Origin of the sequence: Pseudomonas sp. K5002, from assembly GCF_013386655.1 — a bacterium.
GTDB lineage: Bacteria > Pseudomonadota > Gammaproteobacteria > Pseudomonadales > Pseudomonadaceae > Aquipseudomonas.
In genome coordinates this window covers 1-12,464 of record NZ_JACARK010000565.1, presented here as the reverse complement: position 1 = coordinate 12,464, position 12,464 = coordinate 1, and the positions used below count along the sequence as shown (strand labels likewise).

Annotated in this window: 11 protein-coding genes; 2 read left to right on the top strand and 9 right to left on the bottom strand. The window is 60.8% G+C overall.

Annotation, left to right across the window (positions count from 1 at the left end):
- Positions 1 to 1,077: MFS transporter (locus HX846_RS23510; protein WP_178966183.1), on the bottom strand; the 1,077-nt coding region annotated here is incomplete at its 3' end.
- Positions 1,078 to 1,254: 177 nt separating this feature from the next.
- Between HX846_RS23510 and HX846_RS23505 the strand changes: the two genes are divergently transcribed.
- Positions 1,255 to 3,369, top strand: a complete 2,115-nt coding sequence (locus HX846_RS23505) for a mechanosensitive ion channel family protein (protein ID WP_087692343.1) — start codon at positions 1,255 to 1,257, stop codon at positions 3,367 to 3,369.
- A gap of 133 nt (positions 3,370 to 3,502) precedes the next feature.
- On the opposite strand, the gene lon is transcribed toward HX846_RS23505, so the two are convergent.
- The 5 genes from lon to HX846_RS23480 all read right to left on the bottom strand — a co-directional run bounded on the left by lon (position 3,503) and on the right by HX846_RS23480 (position 9,434).
- Complete coding sequence (gene lon, locus HX846_RS23500) at positions 3,503 to 5,923, bottom strand: endopeptidase La (RefSeq protein ID WP_003210412.1); 2,421 nt, start codon at positions 5,921 to 5,923, stop codon at positions 3,503 to 3,505.
- Between the two features lie 240 nt (positions 5,924 to 6,163).
- Positions 6,164 to 6,355, bottom strand: coding sequence for a PLDc N-terminal domain-containing protein (locus HX846_RS23495; protein ID WP_003172956.1), 192 nt, complete (start codon positions 6,353 to 6,355; stop codon positions 6,164 to 6,166).
- Positions 6,356 to 6,423: 68 nt separating this feature from the next.
- The gene (locus HX846_RS23490) at positions 6,424 to 6,954 is read right to left on the bottom strand and encodes a hypothetical protein (protein WP_178966182.1); all 531 of its coding nucleotides are present in this window, start codon (positions 6,952 to 6,954) and stop codon (positions 6,424 to 6,426) included.
- 41 nt (positions 6,955 to 6,995) lie between these two features.
- The gene (locus tag HX846_RS23485) at positions 6,996 to 7,511 is read right to left on the bottom strand and encodes an ankyrin repeat domain-containing protein (RefSeq protein ID WP_003216773.1); all 516 of its coding nucleotides are present in this window, start codon (positions 7,509 to 7,511) and stop codon (positions 6,996 to 6,998) included.
- A 96-nt stretch (positions 7,512 to 7,607) separates the two neighbouring features.
- Entirely contained in the window at positions 7,608 to 9,434 is a 1,827-nt protein-coding gene (locus HX846_RS23480; RefSeq protein WP_178966181.1) for a long-chain-acyl-CoA synthetase, read from the bottom strand.
- A gap of 398 nt (positions 9,435 to 9,832) precedes the next feature.
- Here HX846_RS23480 and HX846_RS23475 point away from each other — a divergent pair, with 398 nt between their 5' ends.
- Entirely contained in the window at positions 9,833 to 10,111 is a 279-nt protein-coding gene (locus tag HX846_RS23475; RefSeq protein ID WP_003216777.1) for a DUF3509 domain-containing protein, read from the top strand.
- A gap of 54 nt (positions 10,112 to 10,165) precedes the next feature.
- Here the strand turns inward: HX846_RS23475 and HX846_RS23470 are convergent, their stop codons facing one another.
- From HX846_RS23470 to HX846_RS23460, 3 genes are all read right to left on the bottom strand, one after another.
- Complete coding sequence (locus HX846_RS23470) at positions 10,166 to 10,450, bottom strand: response regulator transcription factor (protein WP_003216779.1); 285 nt, start codon at positions 10,448 to 10,450, stop codon at positions 10,166 to 10,168.
- Between the two features lie 235 nt (positions 10,451 to 10,685).
- Positions 10,686 to 11,231: an acireductone dioxygenase gene (locus tag HX846_RS23465; RefSeq protein WP_178966180.1), complete on the bottom strand. Its 546-nt coding sequence runs from the start codon at positions 11,229 to 11,231 to the stop codon at positions 10,686 to 10,688.
- Between the two features lie 28 nt (positions 11,232 to 11,259).
- Positions 11,260 to 12,411, bottom strand: a complete 1,152-nt coding sequence (locus tag HX846_RS23460) for an MFS transporter (RefSeq protein WP_178966184.1) — start codon at positions 12,409 to 12,411, stop codon at positions 11,260 to 11,262.
- Positions 12,412 to 12,464 lie beyond the last annotated feature (53 nt).

Here is a 12,464-nt window from a genome sequence, read left to right as displayed (position 1 = left end):
GATCAAGCCCATGTGGGCGACGATCATGCCGCCGGCCCACGCGCCACCGGCAATCCCCAGGTTGAACGCCGCGATGTTCAGGCCCGAGGCCACGTCCACCGCATTCGGCGTGTGATGTTCCGCCTGGCGCACCACATACACCTGCAAGCCCGGCACGTTGCCGAAAGCGACCGCGCCCCACACCAGCACAGTGGCCAGGGCCAGCCATGGATTACCCGCGGTGAAGGTCAGCACGAACAACACAGCGGCGAGCAGGGCAAAGATGATTTTCAGGGCGCTGATCGGGCCGCGTTTGTCGGCCAGCTTGCCGCCCCAGATATTACCGATGGCCACCGAGATGCCATACACCAGCAACACCAGGCTGACGGTGCCGGCGCTGAACCCGGAGATGTCCTGAAGGATTGGCGCCAGGTAGGTGAACGCGATGAACGAGCCGCCGTAACCCACCGCCGTCATGGCGTACACCAGCAGCAGCCGTGGTTGTTTCAACACTTGCAGTTGCTGCAACAGCGACGCGGGTTTGCTGTGGGCGATGTTTTTCGGTACGTAGAGCAGGCTGCCGATAAACGCGATCAAGCCCAGGGCCGAGACGGCGAGGAAGGTTTCGCGCCAGCCGAAGTGCTGGCCGATAAACGTCCCCACTGGCACACCGGTCACCAACGCCACGGTCAGGCCGGTAAACATGATGGCAATCGCGCTGGCGGCTTTTTCCTTGGGCACCAGGCTTGTGGCGATCGTGGAGCCAATCGAGAAGAACACCCCGTGGGCCAGGCCGGTGACGATCCGTGCCAGTACCAGGGACTCATAACTCGGCGCTTGCCAGGCCAGCAGGTTGCCGAGGGTGAACAGCACCATCAGCGACAACAGCAGCAGTTTGCGTGGCACTTTGCCGGTGAGGGCGGTGAGTACCGGCGCGCCGATGGCCACGCCCAGGGCGTAGAGGCTGACCAGCAGGCCGGCGGACGGCAGGCTGACGCCAAGGTCGGCGCCGATGGTGGGTAACAGGCCAACGATGACGAACTCGGTCGTCCCGATGGCAAAAGCGCTGAGGGTCAGCGCGAGCAAGGCAATGGGCATGGCTGCAACTCCGGTGGGTTTCAATCAGGAGCGCAGTCTCGGGGTTCGGCTTGTGCGGAAAAAGCCAGGTATTGGCATTTGATATTTGCCTGGGGCGCACGGATCGACGCGCGTGGGGAACGATCAGGCGTCAAACCCGTCAGTTCCTTACAGACCCTTCTGAAGGAGCCCGGTGTTTTGTTGAATTTAAAGACTGTGCTACTGCTCGGCACGCTGCTGTTCTGCGGCAGCGGCGCGCTGCAAGCGGCCACCGCCCCCGCGGCTCCAGCGCCTGCCGCCCCGGCCCAGCCGGAACTGTTGGTAGAAGGCGGCCTGCTCGGCGCCATCAGCTCCAGCATCGATGATGTGCAGGACAAACTCGACCTCAACCAGAACCTGGTCGACGCCTGGCGCCTGCGGGCCGACCGGGCGGCGGATGAGGTGGACAAGCTGGTCAACCAGCCGTCCGAACGTTCCTCGTGGAGCGTGGCCGGGGATTTCCTGTTGTTGTCCGGGGTGTGGATCGGCGCGTTCGCCGCGCTGACCCTGCTGGGGCGCTTTATCGTCAAGCGCCTGAGCCTGCAGCGGCATATCGCACCTCGCCAGCGCCTCCAGGCGTTGCTGGGTTACCTGATTCCCTACACGATACCGGCGCTTATCTGCCTGCCATTGACGCTCTACGTCAGCCACTTCCTGCCCACCTCGGTGGGCCGTGCGCTGGCGCTGTGTTTTGCCTACGCCACCAGCAGCGGCATTTTCTCCACCTCGATCCTGTTGTGCGTGATCGTCATGTTCAACGTCGGCCACAAGCGCCCTGCGGTGAAGATTATTCGGGACTACTGCCCCAAGCCGCTGTTCCTGATCGGCTTCCTTGCCGCCCTCAGCGATGCGCTGACCAGCCCACAGATCGCCCGTCAACTGGGGGGCAATATCACCGCCAGCGTTGCGATCTTCACCGGGCTGTTTGCCTCGGTGATCTTCGGCATGCTGGTGATTCGCCTGCGCCGTCCGGTGGCGCATTTGATCCGCAACCGGCCCCTGGCCCAGCGCCTGAAACACCCGGCGGTGCAGCAATCCCTGCGGGTGTTTTCCGGCCTGTGGTATTGGCCGATCCTGCTGATGGTGCTGGTGTCGGCGATCAACCTGATCGGCGCCGGCGACGACAGCCAGAAAGCCCTGCGCTGTGCGCTGTTCACCACGATCCTGCTGATCGGCACGGTGTTTCTCAGCACGGTGTTGCAGCACCTGTTCCAGTCCCGCAGCACGGTGGCGGTGCAGCGCAGCAGCGCCTACAAAGAGCGTTTCCTCAGCCTGCTGCACGCGCTGTTGCGCATCGTGATGGCCATCGCCTTTATCGAAATCCTCGGGCGCATCTGGGGCGTTTCGCTGTTTGAGTTTGCCCAGCGCAACTCCGTGGGCCGGGCCATCAGTGATTCCCTGAGCAGCATCGGCTTGATCCTGCTGGTGACCTGGCTGTTCTGGGTGGTGCTCGACACGGCGATTCAGGAAGCATTGAAACCCCCGGTCAACAAACGCTCCAGCCGCCAGCCCAGCACGCGGGTGAAGACCATCCTGCCGCTGCTGCGCAACGCAGTGAAAATCATCCTGGTGGTGATCTGCGCGATCACCACCATGGCCAACCTGGGGATCAACGTCGCACCGCTGCTGGCGGGCGCCGGGGTGGTGGGCCTGGCCATTGGTTTTGGCTCCCAGCAACTGGTGCAGGATGTAATCACCGGGCTGTTCATCATCATCGAAGACACCCTGTCGATTGGCGATTGGGTGGTGCTCGACTCCGGCCACGCCGGTACCGTGGAGGGCCTGACCATCCGTACCCTGCGCCTGCGGGACGGCAAGGGCTTTGTGCATTCGGTGCCGTTCGGGCAGATCAAGGCCGTCACCAACCAATCGCGGCAATTCGCCTATGCGTTCTTCTCGGTGCAGTTCACCTACGACACCGATGTCGACAAGGCCGTGGAACTAATTCGCGAGGCGGGGCAGTCGATTCGCGACGACGTGTTCCTCAAGTACAACCTGCAAGGGCCGCTGGAGGTATTTGGCGTCGACAAGATGGACCTCAACGGCGTGGTGCTGACGGCGCAGTTCCGCACGGTGTCGGGCGGGCAATATGCGGTGAGCCGCGCGTTTAACCAGCGCTTGAAAAAGCTTGTGGATAACTGTGCCTTTGTTCATTTCGCGCAAACTTATCCACAGCAGGTGATGTTGCCGCAGCGGGTCGGGCAGCAGGTGGATGAGCCGGAGGAAGAAGTGCCTTCGTCGGTGGTGCTTACCGAGCAACCAAGAACCCAATAGTTTTGTGTTGAGGCCGCCGGCCTCTTCGCGAGCAAGCCCGCTCCCACATTCGACCGCATTCCAAAGCATGGACTCGGTCAAGTGTGGGAGCGGGCTTGCTCGCGAAGAGGCCAGCTCAGGCGCTACATAACTATCAGAACAACACCTTCGCCACATCCGCAAAGCGCTTGGCAAAGTGCACCGTCATCCCTTCCTTCAGGTACTCCGGCAGCTCTTCAAAGCTCCCCCGGTTAGGCTCCGGCAAGATCAACTCGTGAATCTTCTGGCGCCGCGCCGCAATCACCTTCTCGCGCACCCCGCCAATCGGCAGCACATGCCCGGTCAGCGTCAGTTCACCGGTCATGGCCACGCCTTTTTTCGGCGGCTGGTTACGCGCCAGCGACAGCAGCGCACTGGCCATGGTCACGCCCGCGCTCGGGCCGTCTTTCGGCGTGGCGCCTTCCGGCACGTGCAGGTGCACGAAGGCTTCATCGAAGAACTTCGGGTCACCGCCAAACGACTTCAGGTTCGAGCTGATGTAGCTGTAGGCAATCTCGGCCGATTCCTTCATCACTTCACCCAGTTGCCCGGTGAGCTTGAAGCCACGGTTCAGCGTGTGGATGCGCGTCGCCTCGATCGGCAGGGTCGCGCCGCCCATGCTGGTCCAGGCCAGGCCGGTGATCACACCGGTGCCCGACAGCACTTGCTCGTTACGGAACACCGGCATGCCCAGGGAGGCTTCCAGGTCCTTGTTGCCGATCTTGATCACCGAGTCCGGCTCATCCAGCAGCTTGACCACCGCCTTGCGCACCAGTTTGCCCAGCTGTTTCTCCAACTGACGCACCCCGGCTTCGCGAGCGTAACCATCGATCAGGGCGCGCAGGGCGCCGTCGCTGATGGACAGGCTGTTTTTCGACACGCCGGCTTTTTCCAGCTGCTTGGGCCACAGGTGACGCTTGGCAATCGCGACCTTTTCTTCGGTGATGTAGCCCGACAGGCGAATCACTTCCATCCGGTCCAGCAACGGGCCGGGGATCGAATCCAGGGTGTTGGCGGTGCACACGAACAGCACTTTGGACAGGTCCAGGCGCAGGTCCAGGTAGTGGTCGAGGAATTCGACGTTCTGTTCCGGGTCGAGGGTTTCGAGCAGGGCCGAGGCCGGGTCGCCCTGGTAGCTCTGGCCCATCTTGTCGATCTCGTCGAGCATGATCACCGGGTTCATCACTTCCACATCTTTGAGGGCTTGCACGAGCTTGCCCGGCATCGCACCGATGTAGGTGCGGCGATGGCCCTTGATCTCGGCCTCGTCGCGCATGCCGCCGACGCTGAAGCGGTAGAACGGCCGGCCGAGGGATTCGGCAATCGATTTGCCGACACTGGTCTTGCCCACGCCCGGCGGGCCCACCAGCAGCACGATGGAACCGGCGACTTCGCCTTTATAGGCGCCCACCGCAAGGAATTCGAGGATGCGACTCTTGATGTCGTCCAGGCCGGCGTGGTGCTTGTCGAGTACCTTGCGGGCGTGCTTGAGGTCGAGTTTGTCCTCGCCATACACGCCCCACGGCACCGAGGTGGCCCAGTCCAGGTAGTTGCGGGTGACCGCGTACTCCGGCGAACCGGTTTCCAGGATCGACAGCTTGTTCATTTCTTCGCTGATGCGTTTCTGCGCCTGGGTCGGCAGGACCTTGTCCACCAGGCGTTGTTCGAATTGCTCGACGTCGGCGCTGCGATCGTCCTTGGTCAGCCCCAGCTCTTGCTGGATGACCTTGAGTTGTTCCTTGAGGAAGAACTCGCGCTGGTGTTCGCCGATCTTGCGGTTCACTTCGGCGGAGATTTCTTTTTGCAGGCGCGCGACTTCGACTTCCTTGCGCAGCATCGGCAGGACTTTTTCCATGCGCTTGAGCATGGGCACGCAGTCCAGCACTTGCTGCAGTTCAGTGCCGGTGGCCGAGGTGAGGGCGGCGGCGAAGTCGGTTAGCGGCGACGGGTCGTTGGGGCTGAAGCGGTTGAGGTAGTTCTTCAGTTCTTCGCTGTACAGCGGGTTGAGCGGCAGCAGTTCCTTGATCGCATTGATCAGCGCCATGCCGTAGGCCTTGACCTCGTCGGTCGGCTGGGTCGGCTGGTGCGGGTATTCGACTTCCACCAGGTACGGTGGGCGGTGGTGCTTGAGCCAGGTCTTGATCCGCACACGGGTCAGGCCCTGGGCGACGAATTGCAGCTTGCCGTTTTCGCGGCTGGCGTGGTGCACCTTCACCAGGGTGCCGTACAGCGGCAGGCTGGAGGTGTCGAAGTGGCGCGGATCTTCGGGCGGGGTTTCCATGAAGAACAGGGCAAGGGAGTGGTGGTCGGACTTGCTCACCAGCTCCAGGGTTTCGGCCCACGGTTCTTCATTGACGATCACCGGCAACACTTGCGCCGGGAAGAAAGGCCGGTTGTGGATCGGGATGATGTAGACCTTGTCGGGCAGGTTTTGCCCTGGGAGGGCCAAGCCAGTGTTGGCGGAAGTGTGTTCAGCGTTTTCCGGGTCGGCGTAGTCGTTGAGGTCGATGTCCGGGAATTCTTGCTGGTCGCTCATGGGGCACCTGCATAAGGAAGTATGCAAGTTAGATGGGGCGGGTCGGCAGTGGTTTCAATGGGTGGGGTGAGATAGCAACATATTGCACAATATTTTCAAAAGCACCGCTGAACAGATGTGGGAGCGGGCTTGCTCGCGAATGCGGTAAATCAGTCGATACATCAGGTGACTGTTACACCGTATTCGCGAGCAAGCCCGCTCCCACACTTACTGTGCCCGCTCTGGATAGCGTTGTTTGGATCAGATCCGCACGTTACCGCGCGGCCCGGCGATCGCCCAGATGATCAAGCCCAGTACCGGCAGCAGCAGGATCAACAGGATCCACAACACTTTGGCGCCGGTACTCGCGCCGCTTTTGAACACGTTGATGATCGCCCAGATATCCAGCGCGAGGATGATCAACCCGATCAGACCATTAAAAGTGGAACCCATGGTGTCGCTCCTAAGTGAGGGCTTGCCTGCTTAGGATAGTCAGCCGTGGCCGGGGGTTCCGTTTTATTTCAGACGTGTACCGCAACCCGCAGGGCTTCCAGCGATGGTTCGCCCTTTATGCCGGTTTCGGCACACAACTCCAGCACCCGTGGCACGTCGTCGCCGTAGACCAGCACAGCCTGGATCTCGTCGTCCAGCAACTGGCTGAAGTTCATCAGCACGTAGCCGCCGTTCTCCGGGTTGAGGGCGCTCATCTGGATCTGGATGCGGTTCAGCGCGGTCAGGGCTTCGGTCTTGGCCAGTTGCTTGGGCTTGAGGTTGAACGCCACGCCGGGGCCAAAGGAGGCGACGATCTGGGCGAACAGGTCCTGGTAAGTGTCGGCCTGGAACAGCACGGTGTCTGGCAGACTGCCAACAACGATCCACTCGCCCAGGGAAATCGGGAAAGTGTCGTCGTAGTTGATGTCGGGGTTGGCGGCCAGGAAAGCGTCGGGATCGGCGTAGGCCTGGGCCGCTTCGTCAGCCACCCTGGCGATCTCGGGTTCGCTCATGCAGCCGGAGCTGATTTTGCTGATGAGTTCGACGAGTGCGGTTTTCATGGGGTGGTCCTGTGGCGGGGCTGATTTTGAGGGCGCAAAGCCTACACCAGTTTTTCCAACTGCGCCGCCGTATCCACCGCCCCCATGGTCTGGGCCGCTGCCAGCGCGGTCACGCCCTGGGCATCGGTGGCCTTGGGATTGGCGCCCTGGCTGATCAGGTAGTCCACCATTTCGGTACGGTTGAACATCGCCGCCATCATCAAGGCGGTGCGACCATCAGAGGATGCGCCTTCGACCAACGCTCCGCCTTCGATCAACGCCTTGACCACCGGCAGGTTGCCCTTGAACGCCGCGCCGGCAATCGGCAGTTGGTTCTTGTCGTTGGCAATCTGGGGGTCGGCCTTGAATTCCAGCAGCACTTTCACCGCGTCCACATGGCCATGGTAGGCCGACAGCATCAACAGCGTATCGCCATTGTGGTTGCGCAGGTTCGGCGGCAAGCCCTTGGCCAGCAACGCCGCCAGCATCGCGGCATCGCCTTTGCGCGCCACGTCGAACACCTGCTCGGCAAATTCGGCGGCTTCGTCTTCGGTCATTTGTTTGGCTTGGTCTGACATGTGGGGCTCCTTGTCTGGTGTTTCATAAGGCGCCCAGTCTCGCGATGGAGTTCCCCACTGTCATGCCTTTTTTCCCAAAAGCGGCGATAGGCAGAATCAATAACGGAACTTGCCCGCCTGGATGTCCGCCAACAGTTGCCCGGTGACCGGCACATAACTGTCCGACCCAGGCAGCCAGGCAAAGATCGGATCATCACCGGCCTTGCCCGGGTCGAACGCTTCCTCCTTGAGTTTCACCTTCTGGTATTTGAAGGTGCCCGTGGTTTCCATCTTCACCTTGATCCGCAGGAACAACGGCACCGCATACGCGGGCAATTGCCCGTGGGCGAAGGTCAGCAACTCGCGCATGTCCAGGGAAGCCAGGGATTCGGCAGGCGTAATGGCCGCCATGCCCGCGCGGCCGTTGGTGTTTTCAATCTCCACGCCGTAGGCCACCACTTCGGAAATCTGCGGGTGCTGCAGGAAGATGTTCTCGACTTCGGTGGTGGAGACGTTTTCACCTTTCCAGCGGTAGGTGTCCCCCAGCCGGTCAACGAATTGGGCGTGGCCAAAGCCGATATTGCGCAACAGGTCGCCGGTGTTGAAATACCGGTCGCCCTTCTCGAACACGTCGCTGAGCACCACCTTGCGGTTCTTCTCGGGGTCGGTGTAGCCGTCGAACGGTGCCTTGTCATCGATCCTGGCCAGCAGCAGCCCCTGGCCCCCCTTGGGCACTTCGCGCATGAAACCGTCGGCGCCGCGAATCGGCTCACAGCTGTCATGGGCGTAGTCCACCAGTGCCCAGTGCATCAGGGAAAAGCCGATGGTGTTGTCGAAGTTCAGCACATTGGTGAAGCCGATGTTGCCGTCACTGGCGGCGTACAGCTCGCAGATATGATCGACGCCAAAGCGCTGCTTGAACTCAGCCCAAACCCCAGGGCGCAGGCCGTTGCCGATCATCTTCGTCACACGGTTATCCAGGTCGCGCCCGTGGGCAGGCTGGTCGATCAGGTAGCGGCACAGCTCGCCGACATAACCCAGGGTGGTCGCATTGAATTTGCGCACATCGTCCCAGAACTGGCTGGCGCTGAACTTGCGGCGAATCGCGAACCCCGACGCCCCGGCAATCGCCGAACCCCAGCACACGCACAGGCCAGTGGCGTGATACAGCGGCAAGGTGCAATAGACGACATCCTCGGGCCCCATATCCAGGGCGATGGTGCCGAAACTGGCCGAGGACTTCATCCAGCGGCCGTGTTTGAAAATGCCGGCCTTGGGCAAGCCGGTGGTGCCGGAGGTGTAGATATAGAAGCAAGGGTCGTTGAAAAAAATCTGCTGGGTGCTGGCGGGGTTTTCCACCGGGCCGTCGGCGCTGGCAGCCATCAGGTCGACGTAATCCGGCGGCACATGGCTGTGCTGCTGATCGGCAATAAACCAGGTTTTATCCGCCTCGATGGCCACCTGGCTGCGCACGGCCTCGTAGGCCCCTACCAACTCGGCACCCACCACAATGGCCGCCGGCGTCACCAGGTTGAGGCTGTGAACCAGTGCGGTCTGGGTTTGCGAGGTATTGAGCATCGCGCAAATGCCGCCCACCTTGGCCACGGCCAGTACGCTGAGCAACAACTCGGGGCGGTTTTCGATAAACAACGCCACCACGTCGCCCTTGCCGATCCCCTGCCGCTGCAGGTAGTGAGCCATGCGGTTGGCCTGCTGGTTGGCCTGGCGGTAGCTCAGCACCGTGTCGCCATACAGCAGCGCGGCGCCGTCGGGGTTGCGTTGGGTGGCTTGTTCAAAGGTCCAGCCCAGGCCGCACGGCTGGTCGGGATCGGTGATGTTGGCAACGCGGATTCCGCGCACCAGGCGCGGCAGTGCACGGACAATGGTGGGCACCTTACGCAGCATCATGCCCCAGGTGATCATGTCACTTGGCGGGTGGTTCATGGCGGGAACGTCCTTTTTCTTATTGTTCGTATGACCCTCAAGGCACCCATCGCACTGTAAGACCCGCGCCGAATGCCTTGCAGGAAAATACGCCAGCCGTTCTTCGGCTGTACACGCAGGATTTGAAAAGTTTTGTATCCCGAAAGGAAAAGGAATTTTGCGCACCGCCAGGTGGTCACTATGGAAGACCTGCCTTGCGTGCCAGCGGTGAAACACTTGGCAAAACCCCGCAAAATGCAGGATGCACGATGGCCATTCATGCAAATTGCACGAAACCGGAAATCTTAAAATTTTATAACTAGTTGATTTATAACGATTTTTTAAGATATTCAGTACTGGCACAATCACTGCACCTATCACTCCACGCTGCAAAACATGAGCTAACGGAGCTGATAGACATGAGCCTGATCCAAGATAAATTTTCTTCTGTGTTCTCCAATTTCGACGTCACCACCCAGGCGCGTCCTGATGGCGGCATCCTGCTGACATTGCGTAACAGCGAAGGCAAGCAGATCAAACGTTCGATCTCTTATCAGCAACTGCACACGGCCGACCAACTGACGTGGGTCATCAGCGCCATTCGCCGCGACCTGGCTGAACAAGCCAGCGACCTGCCACAGATTTCGATGCTGCAAAGCCAGAACCGCTTTGCCCTGCCGACCTACCATTCGGCTTGACCGTCATGCAGGACCCGAACAGGTCGTGGTGCCGTTGCGCACCACGGCCTTTTTTTATTTGCACAATCCCTGTTTCACCGCCTCGTTCACGGCCTGGACCCGGTTAGTCACCTGCAACTTGCCGTAGATGTTGCGCAGGTGAAACTTCACCGTGGCCTGGGAGATGGAGCGAATCCTGCTGATTTCCCACACCGTCTTGCCCTCGACCGCCCAATGCAGGATTTCCCGTTCCTTTGGGGTCAGGGGTTTACCCGACAACATCGCACGCGCCTTGCGGTTGGCAACCGGCGCGCTGTCCGTTTGCGTGGACGGTTGTTCCTGTGGCTCCGAACCGCTCATGCAGGCCTCTCTCTTCATATAGGTCTTGTAACGCCCGAAGTCGGATTACTCCTATTGACAGGCGAATAAATATTGAGACCAGAGAGAGTTACACAAAGAGTGGAAGTAACAAGTAAGGTCAACGATAAACAGCTGTTACCCACAAACTTTCAAGTTTATTCCTACAGCGATTTCCAACCTGAAGGAATTGAAGTTAAAAAAATGCCCCCTGTTCAGGAGGCATTGCCGGACGAACTTAGTCATCAAGCCGGGGAAAACCCTCGGCGATCGCGTCGCCGGTCAGCATGACCGCCAGCCCTTCAGAGTCACTGAACAGGCGGATCGCCACAAAGTGCGGGTTCTCCCCCATATCAAACCAGTGCGGGATGCCGCTCGGCACCAAGATCAGGTCGTTTTTCTCGCAGAACACCGCGTACACATAATCTTCGATGTGCAAGGTAAACAGCCCACGACCCGCTACGAAAAAACGCACGTGGTCTTGGGCCATGCGGTGTTCGTCGAGTCGCTCGGCGCGCAATTGGGCTTTCTGCGGGTGATCATTGCTGATGCGGAGCACATCAACGGTGGTGTAGCCGCGCTCGGTCATCAGCTTGTCGATGGGCGCCTGGTAGGCGGCGATAATCTCAACCTCGCTGGCCCCGGGCTCAAGTCGGGTAGCCGCCTGCCAGCGATCGAACCCCACACCCAGCTCGGCCAGGGTCGAGGCGATATCGTCCTGGTGAGTCAGGACCTTGTTCGGGGTGTCGGGGGTGCAGACATGGTAAACCGCGAGATAGCTCATCAAACTCTTCCTCTGTCACGGGAGCCGCTCATGGCCGCTCCTCTTGCAATCGAATGCCAATGATTAGGGCGGCGGCCAGGGCCGCGATGCTGGCAATGCTGAAGGTCAGGGTCGGCCCCAGCAGGTTCCAGCTGTAACCTGAATAGAGTGCGCCCAGCGCACCGCCGGTACCGGCCAGTGCCGCATACAGTGCCTGGCCCTGCCCTTGCTGGCGAGCGCCAAAGCTGCGTTGCACGAACTGGATGGCCGCCGCGTGAAAACTGCCGAAGGTCGCCGCGTGCATCACCTGCGCCAGCAACAGCACCCAGAAGAATTCGGCAAACGAGCCCAGCAGCAACCAGCGCAGTGCGGCCAGCAGGAAACTCGCCATCAATACCCGGCGTACCGAAAAGCGCGTGAGAATCCGGCTCATGGCCAGGAACATCAAGACTTCCGCCACCACACCGAGCGCCCACAACATGCCGATCACGCCACGGCTGTAACCGAGGTGTTCAAGGTGCAGGGTGAGGAAGGTGTAGTACGGACCATGGCTCATCTGCATCAGCGCCACACACGCATAGAACGCCAGCACGCCGGGGCTGCGCAGTTGCCGCAAAAAGCCGTCACCGGCCAGGCGACTCCCCTGGCTCAGGGGCTGCGCATTCGGCACCCAGAGGCTGGCGCCGATGATGCCGGCCATGATCACCACGACCACCACCGGGTAGATATCCAGGCTCAGCCAGTCGAACAAGCGGCCCATGATCACCACGGTGAGGATAAAACCGATGGAGCCCCACAACCGCACCTGGCTGTAGCGCGAGGTCTGGCCTTGCAGGTGCGCGAGGGTGATGACTTCAAACTGCGGCAGGACCGCGTGCCAGAAGAACGCGTGCAAGGCCATCACCAGCGCCAGCCAGGCGTAGGTCTTGCTGACAAAGATCAACGAGAAACTCACCAGGGTGCACACCGCGCCAAAGCGCACGATGGCCAGGCGCCGGCCGGTGTAGTCCCCCAGCCAGCCCCACAGGTTGGGTGCCACGCAGCGCATCAGCATGGGGATGGCCACCAGCTCGCCGATGCGCGCGCTGGAGAACCCAAGGTGATCGAAGTACAACGCCAGGAACGGCGCCGTCGCCCCCAGCAGGGCGAAATAGAACAGGTAGAAGCTGGAGAGTCGCCAGTATGGAAGGGCTTGCGTCAGCATAAGTGACTTGTGGCGAGCGAGCCTGCTCGCGCTGGGTCGCGAAGCGGCCC

Bases quoted from the DNA above. Each gene is read 5' to 3' on its own strand.
- lon (WP_003210412.1), bottom strand. From the start codon at position 5,923: ATGAGCGACCAGCAAGAATTCCCGGACATCGACCTCAACGACTACGCC.
- HX846_RS23490 (WP_178966182.1), bottom strand. From the start codon at position 6,954: ATGAAAACCGCACTCGTCGAACTCATCAGCAAAATCAGCTCCGGCTGC.
- HX846_RS23495 (WP_003172956.1), bottom strand. From the start codon at position 6,355: ATGGGTTCCACTTTTAATGGTCTGATCGGGTTGATCATCCTCGCGCTG.
- HX846_RS23485 (WP_003216773.1), bottom strand. From the start codon at position 7,511: ATGTCAGACCAAGCCAAACAAATGACCGAAGACGAAGCCGCCGAATTT.
- HX846_RS23465 (WP_178966180.1), bottom strand. From the start codon at position 11,231: ATGAGCTATCTCGCGGTTTACCATGTCTGCACCCCCGACACCCCGAAC.
- HX846_RS23480 (WP_178966181.1), bottom strand. From the start codon at position 9,434: ATGAACCACCCGCCAAGTGACATGATCACCTGGGGCATGATGCTGCGT.
- HX846_RS23470 (WP_003216779.1), bottom strand. From the start codon at position 10,450: ATGAGCGGTTCGGAGCCACAGGAACAACCGTCCACGCAAACGGACAGC.
- HX846_RS23475 (WP_003216777.1), top strand. From the start codon at position 9,833: ATGAGCCTGATCCAAGATAAATTTTCTTCTGTGTTCTCCAATTTCGAC.